The organism is Brucella cytisi (assembly GCF_038433355.1).
GTDB lineage: Bacteria > Pseudomonadota > Alphaproteobacteria > Rhizobiales > Rhizobiaceae > Brucella > Brucella cytisi.
The window spans coordinates 66,671-90,367 of the sequence record NZ_JBCAUP010000008.1; the positions used below are offsets into that span (position 1 = coordinate 66,671).

Below are 23,697 nucleotides of genomic sequence, written 5' to 3' on the forward strand. Positions count from 1 at the left end.
CGTTTGTCGCGCCAGCGCAAGCATCGTATATAAGCTGGGCTTAAAAGGCTTATATCCCGCAAGGCGGGCTTCAATATTATGGACCGCGCAATACCGGCTATGTCTTGAGAAAGATGCAGCGGAACGCATAATCATGAGGTTTATTTATCTGTCATGAGAAAATATACGACATTTTTGATCGGTTTCCTCGCCACTGCGGCTATTATGCCGAATAATGGTTCGCTGGCTGCGAGCAAGGTGAATGATGCTGATTTGCGCCGTATTGTCGATGAAACGGTGCGCCCGCTCATGACCGAGCAGAAAATCCCCGGCATGGCGGTTGCCATAACAATCGACGGTAAGAGCCATTTCTTCGGCTATGGCGTGGCATCGAAGGAAAGTGGGCAAAAAGTCACCGAAGAAACGATCTTCGAGATAGGCTCGATTAGCAAGACCTTCACTGCAATGCTTGGGGGCTACGGGCTGGCGACCGGCGCATTCTCCCTGTCCGATCCCGCTATCAAATGGGGTCCCGAACTGACGGGCAGCAGCTTCGACAAGATCACTATGCTCGATCTCGGGACCTACACACCGGGAGGGTTGCCGCTGCAATTTCCCGATACTGTTTCCGATGACAAATCCATGCTGTCTTATTTCAAGGACTGGAAACCCGATTACCCGGCGAGCACGCAGCGCCGTTATTCAAATCCCAGCATCGGCCTGTTCGGCTATCTGGCTGCACGGAGCATGGACAAGCCGTTCGACGTTTTGATGGAAGAAACGCTTCTGCCCGCATTCGGCCTGAAGAACACCTTCATCAATGTGCCTGAAAGCCAGATGAAGAATTACGCCTATGGCTATTCCAAAGCCAACAAGCCGATCCGGGTATCGGGCGGCGCGCTGGATGCACAAGCCTATGGCATCAAGACTACGGCGCTTGATCTTGCCCGCTTCGTCGAACTGAACATCGACAGCTCATCTCTGAAGCCCGATTTCCAGAAAGCCGTCGCGGCAACGCATACCGGTTACTACCATGTCGGTGCGAACAATCAGGGACTTGGCTGGGAATTCTATACCTATCCGACTGCGCTTAAGACGCTTCTTGCTGGCAATTCGTCGGACATGGCGCTGAAATCGCACAGGATCAAGAAATTCGACCAGCCCTTGCAGCTGTCAGCGGATGTCCTGATCAATAAGACAGGCTCGACCAACGGTTTCGGTGCTTATGCGGCTTTTATTCCCGCGAAGAAGACTGGAATTGTTCTGCTTGCCAACCGGAATTACCCGATCGATGAGCGCGTCAAGGCTGCCTATCGGATAATACAGGCACTCGACAAGAAGCAATAGACCGCAAAAAGAACTCCGGAAAATCGTACTACCCCCCGAAAGTTGGACACCCAACTTGGGGGGTAGTTCAAAATCCGGGGTTTTTTCTTTGCAGACGGATCAGCCGCGCGGCAGCAGTTCCACCAATTCAGGATGTAATTCCTGAAAACGCTTCATCCAGCGCTTCAGCTTGGGACGATTGCGTTCCCATTTGCCCTCGAAGCGCAGCGCCAGATAGCCGAGCGTAGCCGCGATAGCGATATGACCGCCATGCAGCTTGCCCGCCAGCCGAGGCGGTGCTTCGTTCAAGAGGTCGAGCGCACGTTCGGCCTTGCGCCATTGCAGGTCGAGCCAGGGCTGATGGATCTTCTCTTCCGGACGAAGTCGCCGCTCGTATACATGCGCCAGAAGCACGTCGCAAAGACCGTCGGCGATGGCTTCATAGCGCTCTGCATCGGTGCGCTTTTCGGCATTGCGCGGGAAGAGCTTGTTACCCGAAGCCCGGTTCAGATACTGGGTGATCGCACGGCTGTCGAAAACCGATTTGCCATCATCCGTTACCAACGTCGGAATTTTCCCGAGCGGATTGGCGTGGATGAGATTCTCCGGTTCTGCCGAGGTGTTGACGACGACGCTTTCAAACGGAATGCCGGCGTAGTGGGCGGCCATGCGAACCTTCGCGCTGTAGGGCGAAGCGGGCGAATAGAGAATCTGTGTCATCGTTAGTTCCTAAACAGGGTATGTGAGCTTATTGCGTGGCGGGCATCATGACTGAGCGGCTTCGGCAGGCATTGGCATCGACCTGACCGCAAGCGCGATATTGCAGGTCCTTTGTCATGCAGATACGAACTTCCTGAAGATAGTTACGCTTGCAGCTTATCGAAATACCGTCCGGTTTCATGCCGGGATTGGCTGCGATAAAGGCTTTTTCAACGAGAAGAGGATCTACGCGCCGACCGCTCGCCAGATTGCGCAGGCTGGGTGGAATGCGAACTTGATCGAAAGCGTTGCGCAGCGTGGAGAAATATTCGTCCTGCGACAAGCCCGAACAGCTGCCATGTTTGCGCCATTGATAAGCGACAAGACCGGCAGAAGGCATGATATCTGACAGGCGGGAGATGATCGGACGAGGCACGTAGCTGCCCCGACTGCGGGCATTATCGAACTGGCAGTTTGCCGGATAGCCCCATTCGTTCTGTGGCCAGAGGCCGTGCACCACAAAACCAAAGGGACGACTGGTTCCACATTGCTGCTTGTTGGCGCGGGGGCCTTCGGAGGCACAATAGCTCGGCGACCAGGAGAGGGCGAGGACGTAGAAGTCGAACTCGCCCGGAACGTCATCCGCCCAGCTTGGCACAACTGCCAAAGTGCTCGCAACTGCCGTTGCGAGCAACGTAAACGCACCTGCTCCAAACTTTCGCAGCATGTGCCCTCCACTCAATCAACGACTGACCGTATCAAGCCGCTCAATTTTTAGCGAAGAACGCGGCAACTTGCGTCGTACACATACCAGCGGTCGAAACCGTCGACGCAGAATTCGACGTTGCGGCCCACCGAGGCAAAGCCTTGACCTTCTTCTACCATATACCAGACCGAACGATACTGGCCGTCGGTCAGAACGGCAGTTGCCTTGCAATAGGTACGTTCAATCTGAGCCGGATTGGTCTTCGGCTCATAGCGTGTCAGCTGAACATCGCTCATCGCCGAAATTCCGACCTGCGGCAGGTTCGGAACATGACGCACTTGATAGCCGAAATCGGAAACCACTGAGCGCAAAACGCTCTGCTGGCTGCATGCGCCTGCATCGGCAACTCCGGCTGGAGTTGGAGTAAGATAGTCTGCGGCACTGGCCGGCAGAGACACAAGCGTAAGCGGAAGGACAGATGCCGCAAACAGGGCTGTACGTGAATACTGTCCGATACGTTCCAGGGTTCGTTGCATATCTCTGTCCTGTCCCAAATTGCGAGCTCACGCCCGCTTTAATCCGTGATAGCCGAAGCGTTGAGGCGCAGTTTCTGTCAGCAATTCACGCGGGTCAAGTCCGATCCGTCTCGCTGCGCACCCACTTGATGCTGAAATTGCTCCCTTTTTCCTCGGCCAGAAGTTTGGTAAGGCAGGGAAGCAGGGTTTGCATCTCACTTTCGAGTGTATAGGGCGGATTAACGACAATCATGCCGGTGCCATCCAGGCGTGGTTCAATGGACGGTGCACGAATCGCAAGCTCGATCTGCATGATCTTCGGAATACCGGTTTCCCGCAGCTGCCGGGTGAACAGTTCCGTTTCTCTGCGGTCTTTCACCGGATACCACAGTGCATAAATGCCGCCGCCGAAGCGCTTATGCGCCTTAGTCAGGCCATCAACTAGACGGTCGAACTCGCCCTCTTTTTCAAAAGGAGGGTCGACCAGAACCATGCCGCGTTTTTCCTTGGGCGGGAGGTGAGCGCCAAGCGCCAGCCATCCGTCGAGCTCGGTCACGCGGACCTGATAATCACCGTCGAAAAGTTTCGCCAGCTTGGTGGAGTCCTGCGGATGCAGTTCCAGTGCGGACAAACGGTCCTGCTTGCGTAGCAAATGCCGGACGAGAAGGGGCGAACCCGGATAATGGCGAAGCTTTTCACTGTTGTTGACCGCACGAACGGCTGCGAGATAGGGCTCCAGAAGTTTCAGCACGGGCTGCTCGACCTGCCCTTTCCGTACCGCATCGATGATGCGGTCGATACCGCCTGTCCATTCGCCGGTCTTGCCTGCCTCGATGCCCTTCAGGTCGTAAAGGCCGATGCCTGCATGCGTGTCGATGACGCGAAAGGCCTGATCCTTGTGTTTCAGATATTCGACAAGACGGGTCAGGATGACGTGCTTGACGACATCCGCAAAATTTCCGGCGTGATAGGCGTGACGATAATTCATGGCTGCGCTTGTTTCATGTCAGCCAGTTTTCGGCAAGAGGCAGTGATATCCAAAAAGGCCCCGGTCTGCGTCGTTCCTGCAATATCTCTGCTGTCACAAATATGACATACAACCTTCAACATCCGCTCCTTAGCTTTGAGTCGAGTCCCGAAATGTCTGGTGGCGTCCTTCTGATCGTCCTCTTTGGTGCGTTCCTCCACGCGAGCTGGAACGCAATTGTGAAGGGAAGCGGAGACAAATTCTTCGGTGCAGCAAGCGTGACGAGCGCCGCGGGTTTGATTGCTCTTTTCACCTTGCCTTTTCTGTCGCTGCCGAACCCGGCAAGCTGGATTTATATGTTGCTGTCGACAATCACGCAGACCTTCTACATGTCGCTCGTGGCCGCAGCTTATAAATCCGGCGACATGAGCGAAGCCTATCCCATTATGCGTGGCACGCCGCCCTTGCTGGTGGCAATGGTCAGTGCTCCACTGGTTGGCGAGGTCATGGGCTGGCAGAGCTGGCTCGGCATCGCGCTGATCTGTTCCGGCGTTCTGGCGATGGCACTTGACGCGCGGCGTAGAAATCGTGGTGCATCAAGCCGTACCGCGTTGCTTGCTCTGGCGAATGCGGGCTTCATAGCAAGCTATACGATCATTGATGGCCTCGGTGTCCGTGTTTCGGGCGAACCATTGTCCTACACACTGTGGCTGTTTTTGATGAACGCCATACCGCTGGCAGGCTGGGCTCTTTATCGTGAACCGGACAGGTTTATCCAATATCTGCGCAATCATTGGCGACCGGCTATGATTGGCGGTGTCGGAACCATCGGTTCCTACGGATTGGCTCTTTGGGCGATGACCATGGCTCCGATTGCCGTCGTGGCGGCGCTTCGTGAAACGGCGATACTCTTCGGCGTGCTCATCTCGGCGCTCGTGTTGAAGGAAAGGGTTGGCTTGCCGAGGTTCATCGCTGCCGGTCTTATCGTTCTTGGCGCGATTTCGCTGCGCCTGTCGTGAAAATTTATTTCGTCACAGTGACAATCTTCCAGCAGAAATTCGTTTCTGCGCGAAGTGGCTTGAGATAATAAAGTAACATGAACCAGCACGCTCCTATCTCGAATATCAAAACAGGTCATTCGGCTTGCCCGCACGACTGTCCATCAACTTGCGCACTCGATGTCGAAATTCTCGATGGGCGCACAATTGGGCGCGTGCGCGGCGCAAAGGACAACAGCTACACGGCTGGTGTCATATGCGCGAAGGTGGCGCGCTATGCCGAGCGCGTTCATCATCCTGACCGCCTCAAGCATCCACTGGTTCGTGCCGGTGCGAAAGGTGAGGGGCAATGGAAGGAAGCTTCATGGGAAGCAGCTCTTGATCTCATTGCCGAGCGTTTTCTGAAAGCAGAGCGCAACTATGGCAGCGAGAGCGTCTGGCCGTATTACTATGCGGGCACTATGGGGCTGGTACAACGCGACTCGATCAATCGCCTACGCTTTGCCAAGCGCTATTCCAACCAGTTCGACAGTTTCTGCACCAATATGGCCTGGACCGGCTATTTCGCGGGAACAGGAAGCCTGACCGGTCCTGATCCACGCGAAATGGCGAAGGCAGATGTGGTGGTGATCTGGGGCACCAATGCCGCCGCCACGCAGGTCAATGTGATGACCCACGCAGTTCGGGCGCGCAAGGAACGCGGTGCCAGGATCGTCGTCATCGACGTTTATGCAAATGCGACCGTCCGGCAAGCGGATATGGGCATTGTGCTGAAACCGGGAACGGATGGCGCCTTTGCCTGCGCGGTCATGCATGTGCTGTTCCGTGATGACCTTGCCGACTGGGACTATCTGGAGCGCTACACTGACGATCCGAAAGGACTGGAAGCACATCTTCAGACCCGGACGCCGGAATGGGCTGCCGCTATTACCGGCCTGACCGTTGAAGAGATCGAGGCATTTGCTCATCTCGTCGGCAAGACTAAGCGCACCTATTTCCGTCTCGGCTATGGTTTCACCCGCCAGCGCAACGGCGCGGTGAACATGCACGCAGCTTCTTCAATTGCCTGTGTGACGGGCGCTTTTCTTTATGAAGGCGGCGGCGCATTCCATTCCAATTCTGGCATCTTCAAAATGGACAAGCGCGAGATCGAAGGTCGCGCCATGCAGGACGTCGGGCTTCGTTTTCTTGATCAGTCGAAGATCGGTCGCATTCTTACCGGTGACGCTGAGGCGCTATATGGCGGCCCGCCTGTCATGGCGATGTTGATCCAGAACACGAATCCGATGAATGTGACGCCGGAACAGCGGCTGGTTCGCAAGGGCTTTGCGCGCGAGGACCTTTTCATTGCGGTGCACGAACAGTTCATGACCGATACGGCGAAGATGGCCGATGTCGTCCTGCCTGCGACGACATTCCTTGAACATGACGATATTTATCGCGGCGGTGGACAGCAGCATGTCGTCCTGGGGCCGAAGCTGATCGAGCCTCTTGCCGATGCGCGCCCGAATATCTTTGTTATCAATGAATTGGCGAAACGTCTCGGCGTAGCGCATCTGCCGGGTTTTGATCTCGATGAGCGCACACTGATTGACAACATGAATGCCAATAGCGACTTGCCGCAATTCGATGAATTGAAGGAAAAGCGGTTTGTCGATTTGCAACCGCCCTTCGAAGAAGCACATTATATTAATGGCTTCAAATGGCCGGATGGCAAATTCCGCTTCCGACCTGACTGGACTGGAAGCCCGTCGCCGAACAAGCCGCCGGAAGTTATGGGGCTTCAGGGGCCTTTCCAGTCGATCCCTGAATTCCCGGATTATTGGGAAGTGATCGAAACGGTGGATGCTGAACATCCCTTCCGTATGACAACCTCACCGGCGCATAACTTCCTGAATTCGACTTTTGCCGAGACACCGACATCGCGCGCCAAGGAAATCCGGCCTGAATTGCTTATTCATCCTGACGATGCGGCAAAGCTTGGCATCGAGAATGGCGAGCGAATCGAGATCGGCAATCATCGCGGCGAGCTGGTGCTTCATGCCGTGCTGCGTGCCGGGCAAAAGCGTGGTGTCGTGGTGTCGGAGGGCATTTTCCCGAACTCGACATTCGAGCGCGGCGAGGGGATCAATATATTGATCGGCGCTGAACCTGCCGCCCCCTATGGCGGGCTGGCGGTGCATGACACCAAGATCTGGATTCGCAAACTGAGCGCATCCTGAAAAGTGTGAAACGGTTTTCGGATCAGATGCGCATCAAAAATACTTGGGGTGCATAGATATTTTTCCAACAACGCCGGGGCGCATATATAGTTTATTTATGTGCCCTGGCGTTGTTGTTTATTCGCGCTGCTCGTCAGCCAGCGTAACGCAGTTTCAGCTTGGAAACACCCACAGCTGCATTCAGGCCGCGCTGGCCCTGAAGCGAAATTGGCTGAAGCGAAATCGTCTTCCACGAACCACCGGTCAGGATGTTGGTGCCGAAGCCGACGCCGATCGCTGCATTGGCAGATGCGCCTACATAACGGCCCTGAAGGGCGCCTTCAGGACGAACGGTCGGGGCCCAGACGGCCCAGGCGACACGACCGCCATTGATGAAGCCGACATCGATGCCAAGCTTGGTAATCGTCCCTGTGTAACGTTCAGCCGGACCACGTCCACGGGCGGGGCTGAATACGCAATCTACATCCTGCTGGCTGCCGATGATGACGCCGATGGCTGGAGCGATGTCGCAGGACAGCGTGCCGACTTCCGAGCGCGGCTGGGTGCGACCTGAAGCGGGAGGAGCAACGTAGTCGGCAGCAATAGCTGGAGCCGTGACGGCAATGCCCGAAATCACGGCCATTGTCGAAAGGAAGGAAGTCGAAAAACGGAGAGACATGTCCTTGTCCTCTTCTAAAACACATATTGAAAGAGACGCTTACACGTCCCTTAACGAGATTTGCCGAAGCAAGTTCCGTTACGAATGGGAATTAGAGCTTTTTGCGGGAAATTAAAGTTTTATTAACAAAAAACTTCGTCTGTGATTAATTTGCCGCGGTTGAACATGGAAACAGTGCCATCAGGCGCTCAGAACCATCGCATCGGTCAAATCCTGCTGGCCGTTGTGTTCATCGGCAAATTTGCGAAGAGCCAACGCATAAAGTTGGTGCTCGGCTTTCAGAACGCGGGCTGCGAGCGCTTCGGCATCATCGCCAGCGAGCACCGGAACTGCTGCTTGGGCCAGAATTGGACCTTCGTCCATCCCTTCCGTGACCAGATGAACGGTGCAGCCTGCGACTTTCATGCCCGCATCCAGCGCGCGCTGATGTGTATGCAGTCCGGGGAAGAGCGGGAGCAGGGAAGGGTGAATATTTAGGATACGGCCTTCATAGGGAGCAATGAAGCGGCCCGACAAAAGGCGCATATAGCCTGCGAGGCAGACGATATCCGGCTTCAATGCGGCGAGGGCCTCCAGAATGGCATCTTCATGCGCATCCTTCGAGGCATAGTCCTTACGCTTGAAGACCTGTGTCGCAATACCGGCAGCTTTTGCCTTGGCAAGGCCGCCAGCTTCTTCCTTGTCGGAAAAGACCGCCATTACTTCCGCCGGAAAACCAGTGGTTTCAGTGGCGCGGATCAGCGCCTCCATATTGGAACCGCCCCCCGAAATGAAGATGACGACCCGCTTGCGGCTCATAGCGAAAGCGTGCCCTTGTAGATGACGCCGTCCTTTTCACGCTTCACCATCTGGCCGAGCGTGACAACCTTTTCGCCTTCAGCGGCAAGGGCAGCCACGACTTCTTCGACCTTCTCAGGCTTCACGACGGCAATCATGCCGATGCCGCAATTGAATGTGCGCAGCATTTCGTTCGGCTCGACGCCGCCCGTCTTGGCAAGCCAGGAGAAAACCGCCGGAACGGAAATCGACGTAAGATCGATTTCGGCGGCGAGACCTTCCGGCAGGACACGCGGAATATTGTCGGGAAAACCGCCACCGGTGATGTGTGCCAGCGCCTTGATGCCGTCTGAAGCGCGGATCGCAGCAAGAAGGGGCTTCACATAAATACGTGTGGGCGTGAGCAGTGCTTCACCGAGCGTCGCGCCCGGCTGGAACGGTGCGTCGGACTTCCAGCCGAGGCCGGAGAGTTCGACGATGCGGCGCACCAGCGAAAATCCGTTGGAATGCACACCGGACGAAGCAAGGCCGAGTATTATGTCACCTTCGGCAACATCACCACGCGGCAGCAGACGGTCGCGTTCAGCTGCGCCAACCGCGAAACCGGCAAGATCATAATCAGCGTCGCGATACATGCCTGGCATTTCAGCGGTTTCACCGCCTATCAGCGCGCTGCCGGCCTGTCGGCACCCTTCGGCGATACCCGCTACGATATCGACACCCTGATCCGGCGAAAGTTTGCCGGTCGCAAAATAGTCGAGGAAGAAAAGCGGTTCAGCACCCTGCACGACAAGATCGTTGACGCACATGGCAACAAGATCGATGCCCACTGTGTCATGCTTGTCGGCATCTATAGCGATCTTCAGCTTGGTGCCGACGCCATCATTAGCGGCAACGAGTACCGGGTCCTTGAAGCCAGCAGCCTTGAGGTCGAACAGTCCGCCAAAACCGCCGATCTCGCCATCCGCACCGGGGCGGCGCGTGGAGCGAACGAGCGGCTTGATCTTCTCGACCATCAGGTTCCCGGCATCGATGTCGACACCAGCCTGCGCATAGGTCAGGCCGTTCTGGCCAGCGGGCTTATCGGCGGGCTTGTTTTCCATGGTCATGGCCTGCTCCTGAAATTGGGTGCTTATCCACGCAGTTGTTTAATGCATTTTCGGCAAAAGCGTGTAACGGTTTTGCTCAAGAAAAATGCGACAAACAGAGAATGTGCGCGCAATGGCACGAGACGGCGCTGCCTGCAAGGCCACAGAGCACGAAAAGAGCGAAACAGCGCAGGTTTCTGCCTGAAATCGTAAAGCACTGTCCAGTACTCGATAGAAGGTTGTGTTTCGTCGGGCCTCTCGCACAGACATTGCAATCCGCGCAAACCGTTCTAACTTGTTCCCGACCGCAATAAGATATCCGTAACGCCATCCTGTTATCAGGACAGGCTTATCCAATACGTTTCCTAGAAAATGGACGCCTATGGTCAAGAAACCAACCCCCACGCGCACGAGCGCCAGCCGAACGATCCGTCAGTCGGAAGCGACAGTTCGGGATGGCGACATCCACGTCAATGTGGAAGTCGGCGCCCTGACCAGCTCGTCGGTGCGTCGTCAGGCGATGTTCTGGGTGGGGACCGTCGCGGTCTTTATATTGTTCCTGATCGTATTTAGTTCAGTCCTGTTGCCTTTCGTTGCGGGCATGGCGCTGGCCTACTTCCTCGACCCTGTCGCAGACAGGCTGGAGCGTTTCGGCCTGTCGCGGCTTGCGGCCACGATTGTCATCCTGCTCATCTTCCTCATGGCGCTGATTCTCGGTTTGATGATTGTTGTGCCGATTCTCGCAACGCAGCTCGCGGATTTCATTTCCAAAATCCCCGAATACATCACCCAGCTGCAGTCGCTGCTGGCGAATGAGGATTCGCAATGGCTGAAGAAATATATCGGCATTGACAGTTCGGTCATTCAGCAAAATCTGAGTTCGCTGCTCCAGCAGGGCGCCGGTTTCCTGTCGACCCTGCTTCAGTCCCTGTGGAATTCGGGGAAATCGCTGATCGATATTGCGGGCCTTTTCGTCGTCACCCCGGTGGTTGCTTTCTACATGCTTCTCGACTGGGATCGCATGGTCAGCAGCATCGATTCATGGGTGCCGCGCCGCCAGCTTCATATCGTGCGCCGCATCGCACTTGAGATGAATGCCGCCGTCGCCGGTTTCATTCGCGGGCAGGGAACACTCTGCCTCATTCTGGGAACCTATTACGCAATAGGTCTCACGCTGACCGGGCTTAATTTCGGCTTGCTGATCGGCTTTTTTGCCGGTCTTATCAGCTTTATTCCTTATATCGGTTCGTTTGTCGGCCTGGCACTCGCCATCGGTGTGGCGCTGGTCCAGTTCTGGCCTGACTGGATTATGATCTGTGCAGTCGCGGGTGTGTTTTTTCTTGGTCAGTTTGTGGAAGGAAATATCCTCCAGCCAAAGCTGGTTGGCTCGTCAGTGGGGCTTCATCCGGTCTGGCTCATGTTCGCCCTTTTTGCCTTCGGCTCGCTGTTTGGCTTTACAGGAATGCTGGTGGCAGTGCCTGCCGCAGCTGCGGTCGGGGTGCTTGTGCGGTTCGCATTGAATAGCTATCTCCACTCACCGATGTATGATCCTGCCTACCATCAGTCGAACCCCGACGCCGGGCCGTTGATCGAGGCAGGCGAGAATGCGGGCAAAGAGAAATGAGATTGGGTCGTAACCGGGCAAGGTTTGAAACGGGATTTGCAGGAGGCCGCGATGCGTGAAGCACCGCGCCAGATTCCGTTGAATCTTGAGCACCAGCCCGGTTATCATCGGGAAGACATGATCGTCACGGGTTCTAACCGTGCCGCTGTCGATCTTATCGATCGCTGGCCGAACTGGCTGTCGCCTGTCACGATCCTTGCTGGGCCGACAGGATCGGGCAAGACGCATTTGGCGGAAATCTGGCGCGCCGGAACAGGTGCGCTTCTGGTAGACCCCACGAACATTACCGAGGAAGCCGTGAACGGCGCCGCCGAATATCCGGTGCTGATCGACGATATTGGCGCGACGTCTTTCGATGAAACCGGACTTTTCCATCTCATCAACAGCGTTCGGCAGAATGCGGCTCAGGGCGTTGGGCCTTCGCTGCTCATGACTTCCCGCCTGTGGCCCGCGAACTGGAACGTCAAGCTCCCTGATCTTGCTTCGCGCCTCAAGGCTGCAACCGTCGTGGAAATTTCTGAACCGGACGACCTGCTGCTTTCCGGCGTCATTCACAAACTCTTCGCGGACCGGCAAGTAAGCGTCGAGCCGCATGTCGTCGCCTATCTGGTGAGCCGGATAGAGCGTTCGCTTTTGTCGGCGATCCTGATTGTCGACAAGCTTGACCGGGCAGCACTTGAGCAGAAAAGCCGCATCACGCGTGCGCTTGCCGCTCAGGTTCTGGCAGGCAGCGAACAGCCGGAACGCTGAGGATGAAGATCGCGGTTACCGGAGCGGGTGGTTTTATCGGAAGCGCACTCACTCAAATGCTAATCGGGGAAGGGCATGATGTCCTGCCTCTGTCCCGGAATGAACTATCTGATCCGGATTTTTCAAGTGTGGAAACGGTCATCCATTGTGCCGCGCTCGCCCACCGCACCGGCGCAGAACGACCAGATGCAGATACATTCGATGCGGTCAATCATCGACTGGCCGTGGAACTTGCTGCCAACGCAAAAGCCGCCGGTGTAGGGCGCTTCGTGTTTGTATCCACGATCTATACGATCGCCGGAAATCCGTTGCCGCTGACGCCGGACATGCCACTGAAACCGCGTGACGATTACGGGCGTGCCAAGGCAAAGGCGGAAGCCGATCTGCGTGAAATCAACGGGATCGAGATCGTCATCGCGCGCCCGGTTCTCGTGTACGGTCCTGGAGCGCGGGCGAACCTTAAAGCCTTGGTAAAGCTCTGCGATAGCGGATTGCCGTTGCCGTTTGGTCTGGCAGACAACAGGCGCAGTTTAGTCTCGCTTGAAAATGTCGCACGTGCGCTGACATTCTTAAGCGTTGCCCCTGCAGAAAAAGTTGCAGGGCGGGTTTTTCATCTTGCGGAGCCACAACCGCGCTCCACAAAAGAACTCGTGACAAAACTGCGTGCTGCCTTGGGAAAGCCTGTGCGTCTGGCACCTGTTCCGCCGGTCTTCATGCGGCTCCTGTTATCAGCAGCTGGCAAAAGCGGTCTTTACGACCAACTTTATGGCGATCTGGTCGCGGATAGCTCATCGTTGACTGAAGCAGGCTTCGATTATCTGCCTGGTGACCGGCAGCTCGAAGCAATGGCGCGTGGTCCGGTTTAGTTTTTCTTTCCGACAGCTTTGGGCGGCTCCATGCGCGAATGCGCTGGATTTGAAACATGTTTCGGTGCGGCTGCCGTTGCAGTTTGCGGTTTCCTGGCAATAGAACCGGTTATCAGGCTTGCACTGTCAGGCTTGTTGCGTCCACCGATAAGCTGATCTTCATGCACCCAGCCGATCATATTGGTCTTCGGGACGATCACGCGATGCCAGCGTCCAGTCTTCCCATAGGAGCGCATCTCGCGGCCTTTTTCCACGACGCCGATGGATGGCGACTTGTTCCAGGCATTCTTATGGATGGTGAGTCGCGCCTTGGCATAAATCACCGATGGGGAGCTTGCCGGAGTGTTGACGCCACGCGGAGGCATCGAGCGCAGTGCCGCGGCGGGTGGGGACACAACAACCTGATTTGTGGGGCGGGGCGGGGTGGCGGTCTGGATTGCCGCCTGCTGTACCGGCTTTTGCGGTGCGGGTGCCGCAACTGGCGCCGATGGACGTGGTACAGGGCCGACGGCGGCGCCAAAGTCCTTTGCTGGCACCTTGCTCTCGGGGGCTTTGCTGGTGACGGTCGTCTTTGGCTCGGCTCTCGCAACCGGCTGTGGGCTCGGCTTGGAAGCGGGGCGCTGGAACAGGGCTGTTATCGCGGCTTGCGGGCTCTTGTGCTGCGAGGTTGCCCACAGGCTGAAAGCACCAAGGCCGAGGATGGCGGCAAGCGCGAGCACAGGAGTGGACGAGCCGGACGACTTGCCCGACGACCTGCTTGAACGCTTTGTGGAGCGCTTGGGCGAGCGGGTGGTGCGTTTCCGTGCAGCCATCGTCTGTCTCCTGTTCGAATCGCGATGGGGAGACGCTACCAATTGTTCCTTCGCATTTGGTTACCGAAGCATCAGGCGCGAACGGCTGAAACGACGAATCGGAAACAAAAAACGCCGCTTTCGCGGCGTTTCAATGTAGATTGGTGAAGACTTACGGTTGCCCAGACGTCTTGTCATCGCAGGAGGTCTGGCCGGAAGCCTTCTCCTGCTGCCGTTGGTTGGCTTCGCTTGCCTCAACTGCGTTACGCAGCTCTGCCCATTCGCGTTCATGACGACGATAAAGCTCGTCGGAAACAGTCTGGATACCCATTTCGGTCCTCCGTTTTATCTGGTGCCCCGAATAACATGGCGAAGTCCAAAACGTTTCATCACAAAGCGTAAGCGTTTGAAATCTTAATCGGTTTATATGTTTATAACGTCTTGCCGATTTCAGTTTTCCTGAATGGAAACACCACCTTCTCCGATTTTCATCTCAATCCCGGCGGGTTTGGTCTCTTCACGATAGACATAAACCGCGAGGCCTGCAGACACGACAATCAGCGCGCCAATAATCAGATAAAGCCCGTTTCTATTCACATTCAGTCTCCAACTGGTTGTAGTGAAATGAAAACGCGTGCACGTGCGATTTGGTTCCCCTGAGAGATTTTACAAAAGCCTTCACAAAAACAGAAAACCCACGGAGGAGCGCTCGCGTGGGTTCGCCTGTCGGTCAATGCGTGATGGCGGGTAGTGCTTCTGCCGGAACCATAGAGGTGAATGGCGGCAGATAGGCCTGAGCCATAACCAGTAGGCCCACGAGTGCAGCAAGTGCGATTGAATGGAAGAACACATAGCGCAGGATCTTTGATTCATGCCCGTACCACTGCGTCGCGGTCGAGGCGACGACGATAGACTGTGCGTCGATCATCTTGCCCATCACGCCACCGGAGGAGTTTGCCGCCGCCATCAAGACAGGCGATAGGCCGAGCTGTTCCGCCGTGATCTTTTGCAAGCCGCCAAACAGCACATTCGACGCCGTGTCGGACCCTGTCAGTGCAACGCCAAGCCAGCCGAGCATCGCTCCAAAGAACGGATAGACCCAGCCAGTCTGCGCGAACGCAAGACCGAGGGTTGCATCGGTGCCTGAATAGCGTGTGACATAGCCAAGCGCCAGCATGGCCGAGATTGTGATCAGCGAGAAGCGAACAACATAAGCGGTCTTGCCATATTCCTTTAGAAGCCTCAGCGGATTGAAGCCGAGCACCAGTCCGCCGACCACTGCCGAGAGCAGGATGCCCGTGCCGGTGGCCGAAAGCAGATTGAGCGTGTAGACTGCAGCTTCTGAATGCGCTTCGGCGACTACCGGCGGAACCTTGAACACCAGATTGTGCAGATAGGGGATCGGCATTTTCCAGACCCAGAGCGAGTCGAGCCATGCTCGGAATTGCGGTGTACCCCAGAGGAACACGAATACCGATAGGATGAGCCAGGGAGTCCATGCTCGGAAAACGGTTCCGGTCGAATGCTTGGGTGGGGCCGACACCGGTGTCGAATCTGCTTCTCCCTCCTTGCCGGTGGATGTCCAAATCCGTTTCGGTTGCCAGATGCGCAGGAAACCCGCCAGAGCTGCCATCGAACAGATCGCCGCGACGACGTCCACCAGCCACGGTCCATGGAAGTTGGACACCAGATATTGCGGAACGGCGAAGGCAACGCCAGCCACCAGTAGCGCAGGCCAGACTTCCAGCATGCCCTTGCGTCCCGCAAAGGCCCAAATTAGCCAGAAAGGCACAATGACGGAAAAGAACGGAAGCTGACGTCCGATCATCCCGGAGAGTTGCATAAGGTCTATCCCGGTCACGGCCGAAAGCGCGATGACAGGCGTTCCGAGCGCTCCATAGGCTACCGGGGCTGTGTTCGCGATCAGTGAAAGGCCTGCCGCGGGCAGGGGAGCAAAACCGAGTCCCATCAGCATAGCAGCCGTCACCGCAACGGGAGTGCCAAAACCAGCAGCACCTTCAAAGAAGGCACCGAACGAAAAGGCGATAAAGAGAAGCTGGAGGCGGCGATCCGGCGTGATGCCCGCGATAGAATCACGCAGAATGTTGAACTGGCCAGTCTGTTCGGTCAGTCGATAGAGAAATATGACGTTGAGAATGATCCAGCCGATGGGCAGAAGTCCATAGGCAGCACCGTAAACGGCGGTGGCACCGGCCATATCGGCAGGCATGCCGAAGCCGACGACTGCGATAACAAGCGCCGTCAGAAGACCAAGTATGGCTGCGGTGTGCGCTTTGATGTGGAAAAAGCCGATGCCGCCCAGCAGGACGACAATTGGCAGGGCGGCAAGCAATGTCGACCAGAACATGCTCCCCAAAGGGTCATAAACTTGATTCCAGGGCATAGGTCCTCCCTTCCTGGATGTGCAGTTCCTCTCCTTGATATCGAATGCACCGTCTTAATTTTTTCGACGGTTATGCAATGAACGGCCATCATTCTCCCGAATGACAGTTAGATTATGAAACACTAATTTATGCAGGCAGATAATTGGTAAGCTTACTTTAACTGAGCTGTCAATTCGCTGATTCTGCTATTTCGCACGAGAAAGACCTTGGTTGCTTGAAGGTGTGGCTGTCGAATAGCTCGTTTGCGACCCGGTCGATCCCGGTCATTGATGCGAAGCTGAGCATGCTCTCTGTGCCAGTGTCAGGTTAAAGGGCAAAACATGTCCCATAATGAGCTGTTTAGTTTATTTTTTTTATAAAAGTTAGAAAATAGCTCTTGCCTTAAGAATACGAATTCTCTAGGGAACTCAACGTCCGAGAGGGCCACGGAGCGTAGCGCAGTCTGGTAGCGCACCTGATTTGGGATCAGGGGGTCGCAGGTTCGAATCCTGCCGCTCCGACCATCTTCCCCAAGATTTGAAATGGTCGATATATGCACGCTCCGACGCAGACCGTGGCGTGCGTCTTTATCGCGTTGACATGCATTCCCGTGTAAACTATTGGCTTGGTGGATTTTCAGCACCCCGGTGGGGCAAGAGAGTAGTTCAGGGTTCTTCAAATGGTTGCACGTATTTACCGTCCAGCTAAGACTGCAATGCAGTCCGGTCAGGCTAAGACAGACCAGTGGCTTTTGGAATATGAGCCGGAAAGCCCACGTAGTGTCGAGCCTTTGATGGGATATACTTCTTCCGGTGATATGAAGAGTCAGATTCGTCTGTTCTTCTCCACGCAGGAAGAAGCAGTCGATTATGCAAAGCGTAACAGCATTGCCTATCGCATTACGGAACCGAATGAGCCGAAGCGCCGCAAGGTTTCCTATTCGGACAATTTCCGTTTCGACCGGACAATGCCCTGGACGCATTGATTGCCTGTATGGCCTGACAATTGCTTCAGGCCGCGCGATGCGATAATTCGGCAGGGCTTTGCTGGCAAAGCCCTGCATTAATAGAAATATATTTGATCTTTTTCGAAAGGCGAGGTCCCGTAGCTCAGTTGGATAGAGCGTCAGCCTTCTAAGCTGAATGTCACAGGTTCGAATCCTGTCGGGATCGCCACCCCCCTCTTATTTGTCGAATGACACGATATTTGGCCTTTTTGGCCACTAATTTGCAATTGGGCAGGATTGCTGACGTTTCTCGACGATTTGCCTGCCTGGCGCGGTTTGACGATGTTTGAACACTAGGTTTTGCTGCCCTCATCATCATCTGCCCGAAAACGATTTCCGCTGAATGGCCCTCGACCTCAGGGCGGGCGTGATAATTTTGCGGTACGAAGCGGCACCTTTCGGCCCGCGGCGCAGTCGTTGCAGCGCTATTCTGGTTTATCGCCCTGCGGCGAAGAGGCAGCCGAGGAATTCAATCCCGGTTGTCGCACTTCGCGTCTAGCGTGGCTGGGTCCTGGATCCGATTTGCATTCGGTGGGTACGTCGTATCCGCCTTTTCGCATCTACACATAATAACGAGAACGGAGAAGCAGATTCCAGATATAGACGATGCCGCGGTTAATTATGAAAACGCAGGTAAGTAAGCACCTCTGGTGAAAGAAACTTCAAAAGTGTTTTTTGTCGATCAATCTGGGGGAGATGTTCAAGGAAGCACGTGCCAATAGCATTTTCCAGGCGATCCGGAACTGTAATGCATCGGTCAATCAACGTCGCCAAGCCAGCAAGTTGTGACGGATTTGCCGTTTTGGCATCGAATGAGGAAGCGAACATAATCATCACCGTATGCAGGCTGGCATCACCAGAACGAATATCCTCTACCAGTGTTTCATCAATAAAATCGGGGAAAAGACGCTGCAATTCCAACAGCAAATTCATTGGTTCGAAAAGTAATTCTCGCGAAGATTGAAGTGCCATATGAAATATCGCCTTGTATGAATTATCTTACTCGATTAAAATCGTTCGACCGACGACGAATGAATAAAGCAAATGAACATGAAAAGAAAAACAAAAAAATTGCACCTATCACGCTGATCTGTCTCGTCCTGCTTGGTTTTGGTGCTTTTATTGTTTGAACCGTAAACAAATTTTTTAATTTTATTGCCTTTTTGTTTGTACTCTTTTCACATCCAACTTGCAGCGGGTTGACTTTAGGATGACGCCGACAAAGTCAGATTTCGTCCTCAGCCGGAGCCAACCCAAAGGGTATCAGTGAAAATGAAACGATTGGTATTCACCCTTTCGGCCATTTCGAGTTCCCATGGGGCGGAACGTCGGCACCAAAAAAGAAAAGCCCCGGTCCAACAAACGTGACAGCTCCAAACGACGCGCATGTCGCAATCGCGGATTTAGTCTCCGAAGCACGTTCCTCGACGGATCGGTGAGGAAAAATGCTAAATCTCACTGTTGTTCCTTATAACTGGGCGTCTTCAGTACCAACCTCTATCTGCGCATTCCGGAGGCTCCTTGCCGATCATTCGGTTCTGAAATCGATAGGCAACTGAAGGACAACAGGATCACCAAGCATATCTGAGGATGGCTTGGGAAGTTGCTCAAATTCCCTCACCATCTGCAAGGCGGCCTCATCGAGGCGCGCTACACCTGAGCTCTGGCTGATTTTCGCTTCGATCAGTTTTCCGTCTCGGGCCAATTTCAGATCGACAATCGTCCGGTCCGAGGGAGTTTCGCCGTCGGCAACGATATCTTTTAGCGAACGGGTAAGGACCCGAATCTCAGGGGACACCAGCTCACGGAATTTACGTTGCCACTCCGCACTATCCGCCGGGTGCGAGATCTGATTATGTGTCTCGCTTTGGCGAGCTTGCCTGCCGATTTCCGCGAGTTTGGGACCGACCATGACGGCTGCCATGATAAGCAGTAGAGACGTGAATATGATGGAAGCAACTCTCTGAGATCGCCTAAACAGCAGCCAAAGCAACCATGTTATCAAATACGGGGCTGCCAGAACCATTACGTAGGCTGACAATCTGCCCGCCACACCTGCATTCATCAATCCGGCAGTTATGGTCCAGATAATAACTGCGCACCATATCAATATCCACGGGACCAGAATAAGCCATGCGGTAACAGGTATCCGAAATGTCCATTTATGTTTTGGTTTGCTAGATTCCGATATACTCATTTCTCAATCTTCAAATATAATCCCGACCGCTAATTTTATTTCATGAGTTTTAAAATGAAAATCAGCAGAAATCAAAGGGTTATGTGTCTTCGTGGCGCGGGATTGTCCTTGGTTTTGCAGAAGTTGTTTTGAAATTTGCTTTCCATACTATGGCAAAATCGCGAAGGGTTTTCTTAAATAATCGCATTCAGAAAGGCAAACACAGGAGCGCCTGGATGTCGAAGCCGTTGTGAGGCACGCCTTTTCCGGATGTAAATGTCATTCTTTTTTGAAGGGCCCAATATCGTGTCACTCGACGCTTATCGATTATTTCGCTAGATCGCTGTTTTGTGCAAGAAGCTGGCACAAAACAGGTCGCGAGGCGAAGACATGACGACGACACGCTCCGGATACAAGGGCGAGCGTACCGGCGATACGGTCTCATTCATCATTCGTTCGGAGGAGGTGCCCGCATAGTGCCCAGTCTCTTAGCGTATGGCGGTATCAACTTTTCCGCGCGTCTAGGCTTCGCCGGTCAAGTTTGGTGATACGATGGTGGTATTTCGCTGCCGACGTCATACTTGTTTTAATCGGTCTGGAGCTGACGGTCTTCACGAAGCGATAAGGCAGTAAATATCGATATCGGGCCAATTTAAGTTGCAAAAAGGCCAAAAGCTCAGGCTCGATCTTGAGCATAGTGCAAAGGCCTGACAGAGGGGCGCCTTACTGCAATTGATATGGAGGCCATCTTGAACAAGCAAATCACTGCACAATTGGCCTTGGGGCTTCTGGATTGGAACCGAAAGCATTTAGTTCAAGGCGTAGCGCTCACCGAGGCAATCATAGCCGAGAAATTCGCAATTCAGTTCCTCGTCAAGGCCAATGGGCGCGTCCATCCTGCCAATCATACCAGTTATCTAGCCTTTTTGAATGGCTTCCGCAGTACCATCCATTCCATCGACTACGATGTGCAAGACGTTGTAGCGGAAGGAAACTCAGCCGTGCTCGCAATGACTGCCAGAGTTGTTCGTCTTGATGAAACCGTAGATCGTTTCGAAGCAATGCTGCTTTTGAAATTCGATGAAGCTGACCTTGTCACCCTCTGGCACGAAGTTTACCTGAAAACACAATAGGGCGCGGTACGAGGCTTTCAGCAAAGGCAGAACGCCGCGACCATTTCGCGGCGTTTCGATTTCTGTTCGGTTGTCCGTTATTTTCCGTGTGGGCCATCGGGAACGCGGTGCCTCATATAGACACGCGGTCGGTCGTTCCCATGCCAGCCGGGGCGGTCGCGCCAACCACGGCGATCCCAATGTCTGTCGCGATAATAGCGACGATCACGATACCAATAGTCATCCCGATCATTGAGAGCGGAGCCTATGGCAACGCCAGCGATAAGCGGAATGCCGATCAGCGCCGCCGTTCGACCGAAATCATCAGAGTAACCACCAGATGTTCCCTCGCGAAATGCCAGATAGCGCGACGATGCCCAGCCATAGGTCGGGCCATAACTGACCTGACACCAGCCATAACCGGATGTGCAGCCGCGCACCATGACAGGCGCTCCGCTTGGGATGGAACCCAGTGTCGCATAGCGCGTTCCGGGGCCTGTTCGAATATTGAGGTTGGTGGTGGATATGGCGTTCGCCGCCTGCGCTGCGCCCGCCGCAAATACGCCCAAGGCAACAAGGGCGGCTTTGAGAGCAAGCTTCATCGGAGTTCTCCCTGAACTGTCTCTATTGTCTATAAAACGATATCGGCGAATGAAGGTTCCCTTCAGGGCAGACATGCGGTGCATGTCGTACAACAAAAAAGCGCCGGAAAACCGGCGCTTTCGATGATCATTGCGGATTATAGGAACTATCGTCTGCAGCGAGCCACATACATACGGCCATGACGGTCGCGATATTGGCAATTGCCATTGCGCAGTTCACGCACCAGAAGGCCGCCCAATGCGCCTGCACCTGCGCCGATCAGCGCGCCACGTCCGCCACCAGCAATGCCGCCAATGATGGCACCTGCGCCGGTGCCGATGGAAATATCCTTTTCGGTGGTCGTGCAGCCCGTTATTGCGAGCAAGGCCACCAACCCAAGCGCCATTTTCCGCATCCCTGTCTCCTCCTGAGAAATATCAGACTAAGCTTAAACGATTGATTTCGTGTTCGGTTGCGTCGCAACCAGCAGGTCTGCGCGAAAAATATAGCAGACCGAAACCGCGTTAGTGGCGACGATGGCGAAGGATGACTGCGATGGCCAACCCAGCCAGTCCGAACGCGATAACGCCTTGCAGAATAAAAACCCAGTTCATCACGGTCTTAGTCCCCTAACACTTACCTCATTGAGAGGCACGCACGAATTTGGATTCTACCTAGCGCATTTTAGTCGGATGGGAAACGCAAGATATTGGCTTTGAGCTGGTGCGCATCCTGAAAAGTGCGAAGCGCCTACGCAGGGAGATCAGTTCAATGGACTGATCTCTGATCCTGTTTCGATTGGACATGATACGGACTGATAAAGACTAATTGTATGAAATCATTAAATTTATTTAATGGGGGCATTCAGTTGGCATTCACATTGGCTGGTGCTTTTTCCTCTCATCGAATGAAACAAAGGAAGCCGATATGAAGCCGATCATTATTGCTCTTACTGCCTTTTCGTTTCTCGCTGCTCCTGCTGCGGTGGCCCAACCGTATCCGTCGCAACACGGCAAGCCGTCTCACAGCCAGATGCACAAGGGCGGTCCGAAATATGATGCGCGTAAATATGACAACCGCCGTCACCAGAGCTGGAAGAAGGGCAACCGCTTGCCGCCAAACTACCGCGGCCGCGTCGTGAACAACTATTCTGGCTACAAGCTGCGCAAGCCGCCGCGCGGCTATCACTGGGTCAAGGTCAACAACGATTATATGTTGATAGGCATAGCAACTGGCATCATTTCGTCCATCGTGGCGGGCCGGTAAATAATCTGCATAAGAAAGGCGGCCATTGGCTGCCTTTTCCATGTCTGCAATGTCAGTTCTCGGGGCCAAAATATTTGTCTTTCAGCTTGGCGACCTCTTCACTCTCGTGAGCCCTGATAATTGCCACGCTGGCGGGTTTGACGAGTTCACTATGGCGCGGAAAGGCAAAACCATATTTGTCCGGGCTGAATACAGTGCCTACAAGATCGATAGGCTGGTCGGCGTGCTGGTGGGCGTAATATTCCAGAACCGGCCCGTCACCGACGATTGCCGAAATTTCATCGCTGACCAGTGCGTTTACGGCTTCGGGCATGTGGTCGAAAGGAATAGTCGCGATAGAGCGCGACTTCAGAAACCGTTCCGCGACACCGCCTGCACGAACGCCAACGGATTTCCCCTGCAGATCAGAAAGGCTGGAAATATTGTTGTCGATATGAGCAACGGTCATGACGCTAGTAATCGATGAAGTCATGTAGGCGATGATCGCTATGCCGAACACCATCCAGAATGTCTGCCAGATGCGTCCTAACCAGCCGAACAGGTTTTTGCGAGAAGTTTTGCCCGACGTCGCAATGGAAACTACGTGATAGAAACTTTCCGCCAGTCCCTCTCGCCAGCGTTTCGGAAAGCCTTCATCAAAATGCCTGTCGAAGATCGTCAGCAATACCGTGGCTGCAATGAGAATGCCGAGGATCCAGGCATAGGTCGCCAGATGTCCGGCATCATCAAGGCGGCTGATGAGATCATCCCAGCCGTTTCCCGCCTGGGTGTGCACCATGATGCGCAGGCCCGCATCGAACCATGGATGGGTGAAATCCACGATTTCAGCCCGCTGTTCCGTGATAGTTAGATTGGTAACAGCGGCTTCGACTTTGCCTTCTGAAACCGCTTTAACCAATTCGGTGTAATTCGGATATTCCACATACTGCGAAGCAAGGTTCATGCGTGTGGCAATGTCCTGCCAGATATCGATAGCCATGCCGGAAAACGCATTGCCCTGTTTGTTGACGAATGGTTCACTGACATAGACACCGACCTGCACGGGTTTGGGTGCCGGCTGCGCATACGATGCTGACGGAAATGCCACCAAAAGTAGAATCAAAAGGTGTTTGTATAAATGGCGGTTGATGAAGTTGTTCATTGGCATTAACGAAAAAAACACGTCCCCAAAATCCCAGTACTTTTGCAATTTTGACATGCTATAC

The 23,697-nt window shown here is 54.4% G+C and carries 25 protein-coding genes and 2 tRNA genes; 11 read left to right on the top strand and 16 right to left on the bottom strand.

What is annotated here, in order from left to right; translation table 11 throughout:
- Positions 1-153 precede the first annotated feature (153 nt).
- Positions 154-1,326: an OCH family extended-spectrum class C beta-lactamase gene (gene blaOCH / locus AAE521_RS09875; RefSeq protein WP_071631410.1), complete on the top strand. Its 1,173-nt coding sequence runs from the start codon at positions 154-156 to the stop codon at positions 1,324-1,326.
- 99 nt (positions 1,327-1,425) lie between these two features.
- On the opposite strand, the gene AAE521_RS09880 is transcribed toward blaOCH, so the two are convergent.
- From AAE521_RS09880 to AAE521_RS09895, 4 genes are all read right to left on the bottom strand, one after another.
- Complete coding sequence (locus AAE521_RS09880) at positions 1,426-2,025, bottom strand: glutathione S-transferase (RefSeq protein WP_071631409.1); 600 nt, start codon at positions 2,023-2,025, stop codon at positions 1,426-1,428.
- Between the two features lie 28 nt (positions 2,026-2,053).
- A complete protein-coding gene (locus AAE521_RS09885) occupies positions 2,054-2,731 on the bottom strand; it encodes a ribonuclease T2 family protein (protein WP_071631408.1) in 678 nt (225 codons plus the stop codon).
- A 47-nt stretch (positions 2,732-2,778) separates the two neighbouring features.
- Positions 2,779-3,246, bottom strand: a complete 468-nt coding sequence (locus AAE521_RS09890; RefSeq protein ID WP_342061234.1) for a phage portal protein — start codon at positions 3,244-3,246, stop codon at positions 2,779-2,781.
- 94 nt (positions 3,247-3,340) lie between these two features.
- Positions 3,341-4,213 (bottom strand): 23S rRNA (adenine(2030)-N(6))-methyltransferase RlmJ, encoded by an 873-nt coding sequence (locus AAE521_RS09895; protein ID WP_071631406.1) that lies wholly within the window; start codon positions 4,211-4,213, stop codon positions 3,341-3,343.
- A gap of 152 nt (positions 4,214-4,365) precedes the next feature.
- Here AAE521_RS09895 and AAE521_RS09900 point away from each other — a divergent pair, with 152 nt between their 5' ends.
- Both AAE521_RS09900 and AAE521_RS09905 read left to right on the top strand, forming a co-directional pair.
- Entirely contained in the window at positions 4,366-5,211 is an 846-nt protein-coding gene (locus AAE521_RS09900; protein WP_071631405.1) for a DMT family transporter, read from the top strand.
- 77 nt (positions 5,212-5,288) lie between these two features.
- Positions 5,289-7,412: a molybdopterin oxidoreductase family protein gene (locus tag AAE521_RS09905; protein WP_071631404.1), complete on the top strand. Its 2,124-nt coding sequence runs from the start codon at positions 5,289-5,291 to the stop codon at positions 7,410-7,412.
- A 133-nt stretch (positions 7,413-7,545) separates the two neighbouring features.
- On the opposite strand, the gene AAE521_RS09910 is transcribed toward AAE521_RS09905, so the two are convergent.
- From AAE521_RS09910 to purM, 3 genes are all read right to left on the bottom strand, one after another.
- Positions 7,546-8,070: a DUF992 domain-containing protein gene (locus AAE521_RS09910; protein WP_071631403.1), complete on the bottom strand. Its 525-nt coding sequence runs from the start codon at positions 8,068-8,070 to the stop codon at positions 7,546-7,548.
- Between the two features lie 180 nt (positions 8,071-8,250).
- Positions 8,251-8,868: a phosphoribosylglycinamide formyltransferase gene (purN, locus tag AAE521_RS09915; protein WP_071631402.1), complete on the bottom strand. Its 618-nt coding sequence runs from the start codon at positions 8,866-8,868 to the stop codon at positions 8,251-8,253.
- Positions 8,865-9,956, bottom strand: coding sequence for a phosphoribosylformylglycinamidine cyclo-ligase (gene purM / locus AAE521_RS09920; protein ID WP_071631401.1), 1,092 nt, complete (start codon positions 9,954-9,956; stop codon positions 8,865-8,867). The genes purN and purM overlap by 4 nt, the downstream gene beginning before the upstream one ends.
- A 361-nt stretch (positions 9,957-10,317) precedes the next feature.
- Between purM and AAE521_RS09925 the strand changes: the two genes are divergently transcribed.
- The 3 genes from AAE521_RS09925 to AAE521_RS09935 are packed head-to-tail and all read left to right on the top strand — an operon-like array spanning position 10,318 to position 13,175.
- On the top strand, positions 10,318-11,559 hold the full coding sequence (locus AAE521_RS09925; RefSeq protein ID WP_206044291.1) for an AI-2E family transporter: 1,242 nt from the start codon (positions 10,318-10,320) through the stop codon (positions 11,557-11,559).
- 51 nt (positions 11,560-11,610) lie between these two features.
- On the top strand, positions 11,611-12,309 hold the full coding sequence (gene hdaA / locus AAE521_RS09930; protein ID WP_071631400.1) for a DnaA regulatory inactivator HdaA: 699 nt from the start codon (positions 11,611-11,613) through the stop codon (positions 12,307-12,309).
- 2 nt (positions 12,310-12,311) lie between these two features.
- Positions 12,312-13,175: an NAD-dependent epimerase/dehydratase family protein gene (locus tag AAE521_RS09935; protein WP_071631399.1), complete on the top strand. Its 864-nt coding sequence runs from the start codon at positions 12,312-12,314 to the stop codon at positions 13,173-13,175.
- On the opposite strand, the gene AAE521_RS09940 is transcribed toward AAE521_RS09935, so the two are convergent.
- From AAE521_RS09940 to AAE521_RS09955, 4 genes are all read right to left on the bottom strand, one after another.
- Complete coding sequence (locus tag AAE521_RS09940; protein WP_071631398.1) at positions 13,172-13,987, bottom strand: hypothetical protein; 816 nt, start codon at positions 13,985-13,987, stop codon at positions 13,172-13,174. The genes AAE521_RS09935 and AAE521_RS09940 overlap by 4 nt on opposite strands.
- A 151-nt stretch (positions 13,988-14,138) precedes the next feature.
- Positions 14,139-14,297, bottom strand: coding sequence for a hypothetical protein (locus tag AAE521_RS09945; RefSeq protein ID WP_167375527.1), 159 nt, complete (start codon positions 14,295-14,297; stop codon positions 14,139-14,141).
- A gap of 119 nt (positions 14,298-14,416) precedes the next feature.
- A complete protein-coding gene (locus tag AAE521_RS09950) occupies positions 14,417-14,563 on the bottom strand; it encodes a hypothetical protein (RefSeq protein WP_167375526.1) in 147 nt (48 codons plus the stop codon).
- Between the two features lie 133 nt (positions 14,564-14,696).
- Entirely contained in the window at positions 14,697-16,370 is a 1,674-nt protein-coding gene (locus AAE521_RS09955) for an L-lactate permease (RefSeq protein ID WP_071631397.1), read from the bottom strand.
- A 427-nt stretch (positions 16,371-16,797) separates the two neighbouring features.
- On the opposite strand from AAE521_RS09955, the gene AAE521_RS09960 reads away from it, so the two are divergent.
- From AAE521_RS09960 to AAE521_RS09970, 3 genes are all read left to right on the top strand, one after another.
- Positions 16,798-16,874, top strand: a tRNA-Pro gene (locus tag AAE521_RS09960).
- Between the two features lie 155 nt (positions 16,875-17,029).
- The gene (locus tag AAE521_RS09965; RefSeq protein WP_071631396.1) at positions 17,030-17,335 is read left to right on the top strand and encodes an ETC complex I subunit; all 306 of its coding nucleotides are present in this window, start codon (positions 17,030-17,032) and stop codon (positions 17,333-17,335) included.
- Positions 17,336-17,448: 113 nt separating this feature from the next.
- Positions 17,449-17,525: transfer RNA gene (locus tag AAE521_RS09970), tRNA-Arg, on the top strand.
- A gap of 446 nt (positions 17,526-17,971) precedes the next feature.
- Here AAE521_RS09970 and AAE521_RS09975 read toward each other — a convergent pair.
- Positions 17,972-18,328, bottom strand: coding sequence for a hypothetical protein (locus AAE521_RS09975; protein WP_342061235.1), 357 nt, complete (start codon positions 18,326-18,328; stop codon positions 17,972-17,974).
- A gap of 556 nt (positions 18,329-18,884) precedes the next feature.
- Positions 18,885-19,553: a cell envelope integrity protein TolA gene (tolA, locus tag AAE521_RS09980; protein ID WP_071631394.1), complete on the bottom strand. Its 669-nt coding sequence runs from the start codon at positions 19,551-19,553 to the stop codon at positions 18,885-18,887.
- Between the two features lie 728 nt (positions 19,554-20,281).
- Between tolA and AAE521_RS09985 the strand changes: the two genes are divergently transcribed.
- Entirely contained in the window at positions 20,282-20,665 is a 384-nt protein-coding gene (locus AAE521_RS09985; protein WP_235817609.1) for a hypothetical protein, read from the top strand.
- Positions 20,666-20,742: 77 nt separating this feature from the next.
- Here AAE521_RS09985 and AAE521_RS09990 read toward each other — a convergent pair whose 3' ends face one another.
- Positions 20,743-21,246, bottom strand: a complete 504-nt coding sequence (locus AAE521_RS09990) for an SH3 domain-containing protein (RefSeq protein ID WP_071631392.1) — start codon at positions 21,244-21,246, stop codon at positions 20,743-20,745.
- 146 nt (positions 21,247-21,392) lie between these two features.
- Positions 21,393-21,641 carry a YMGG-like glycine zipper-containing protein gene (locus tag AAE521_RS09995; RefSeq protein WP_071631391.1) on the bottom strand — a complete coding sequence of 83 codons (249 nt, stop codon included), beginning with the start codon at positions 21,639-21,641 and terminating at the stop codon, positions 21,393-21,395.
- A 512-nt stretch (positions 21,642-22,153) separates the two neighbouring features.
- On the opposite strand from AAE521_RS09995, the gene AAE521_RS10000 reads away from it, so the two are divergent.
- Complete coding sequence (locus AAE521_RS10000; protein WP_071631390.1) at positions 22,154-22,492, top strand: RcnB family protein; 339 nt, start codon at positions 22,154-22,156, stop codon at positions 22,490-22,492.
- Positions 22,493-22,544: 52 nt separating this feature from the next.
- Here AAE521_RS10000 and AAE521_RS10005 read toward each other — a convergent pair whose 3' ends face one another.
- The gene (locus AAE521_RS10005) at positions 22,545-23,579 is read right to left on the bottom strand and encodes a transporter substrate-binding domain-containing protein (RefSeq protein WP_342061236.1); all 1,035 of its coding nucleotides are present in this window, start codon (positions 23,577-23,579) and stop codon (positions 22,545-22,547) included.
- Between the last annotated feature and the right edge of the window lie 118 nt (positions 23,580-23,697).

Coding starts and splice junctions, on each gene's coding strand:
- blaOCH (WP_071631410.1), top strand. CDS start 154: ATGAGAAAATATACGACATTTTTGATCGGTTTCCTCGCCACTGCGGCT.
- AAE521_RS09880 (WP_071631409.1), bottom strand. CDS start 2,025: ATGACACAGATTCTCTATTCGCCCGCTTCGCCCTACAGCGCGAAGGTT.
- AAE521_RS09885 (WP_071631408.1), bottom strand. CDS start 2,731: ATGCTGCGAAAGTTTGGAGCAGGTGCGTTTACGTTGCTCGCAACGGCA.
- AAE521_RS09890 (WP_342061234.1), bottom strand. CDS start 3,246: ATGCAACGAACCCTGGAACGTATCGGACAGTATTCACGTACAGCCCTG.
- AAE521_RS09895 (WP_071631406.1), bottom strand. CDS start 4,213: ATGAATTATCGTCACGCCTATCACGCCGGAAATTTTGCGGATGTCGTC.
- AAE521_RS09900 (WP_071631405.1), top strand. CDS start 4,366: ATGTCTGGTGGCGTCCTTCTGATCGTCCTCTTTGGTGCGTTCCTCCAC.
- AAE521_RS09905 (WP_071631404.1), top strand. CDS start 5,289: ATGAACCAGCACGCTCCTATCTCGAATATCAAAACAGGTCATTCGGCT.
- AAE521_RS09910 (WP_071631403.1), bottom strand. CDS start 8,070: ATGTCTCTCCGTTTTTCGACTTCCTTCCTTTCGACAATGGCCGTGATT.
- purN (WP_071631402.1), bottom strand. CDS start 8,868: ATGAGCCGCAAGCGGGTCGTCATCTTCATTTCGGGGGGCGGTTCCAAT.
- purM (WP_071631401.1), bottom strand. CDS start 9,956: ATGACCATGGAAAACAAGCCCGCCGATAAGCCCGCTGGCCAGAACGGC.
- AAE521_RS09925 (WP_206044291.1), top strand. CDS start 10,318: ATGGTCAAGAAACCAACCCCCACGCGCACGAGCGCCAGCCGAACGATC.
- hdaA (WP_071631400.1), top strand. CDS start 11,611: ATGCGTGAAGCACCGCGCCAGATTCCGTTGAATCTTGAGCACCAGCCC.
- AAE521_RS09935 (WP_071631399.1), top strand. CDS start 12,312: ATGAAGATCGCGGTTACCGGAGCGGGTGGTTTTATCGGAAGCGCACTC.
- AAE521_RS09940 (WP_071631398.1), bottom strand. CDS start 13,987: ATGGCTGCACGGAAACGCACCACCCGCTCGCCCAAGCGCTCCACAAAG.
- AAE521_RS09945 (WP_167375527.1), bottom strand. CDS start 14,297: ATGGGTATCCAGACTGTTTCCGACGAGCTTTATCGTCGTCATGAACGC.
- AAE521_RS09955 (WP_071631397.1), bottom strand. CDS start 16,370: ATGCCCTGGAATCAAGTTTATGACCCTTTGGGGAGCATGTTCTGGTCG.
- AAE521_RS09965 (WP_071631396.1), top strand. CDS start 17,030: ATGGTTGCACGTATTTACCGTCCAGCTAAGACTGCAATGCAGTCCGGT.
- AAE521_RS09975 (WP_342061235.1), bottom strand. CDS start 18,328: ATGGCACTTCAATCTTCGCGAGAATTACTTTTCGAACCAATGAATTTG.
- tolA (WP_071631394.1), bottom strand. CDS start 19,553: ATGAGTATATCGGAATCTAGCAAACCAAAACATAAATGGACATTTCGG.
- AAE521_RS09990 (WP_071631392.1), bottom strand. CDS start 21,246: ATGAAGCTTGCTCTCAAAGCCGCCCTTGTTGCCTTGGGCGTATTTGCG.
- AAE521_RS09995 (WP_071631391.1), bottom strand. CDS start 21,641: ATGCGGAAAATGGCGCTTGGGTTGGTGGCCTTGCTCGCAATAACGGGC.
- AAE521_RS10000 (WP_071631390.1), top strand. CDS start 22,154: ATGAAGCCGATCATTATTGCTCTTACTGCCTTTTCGTTTCTCGCTGCT.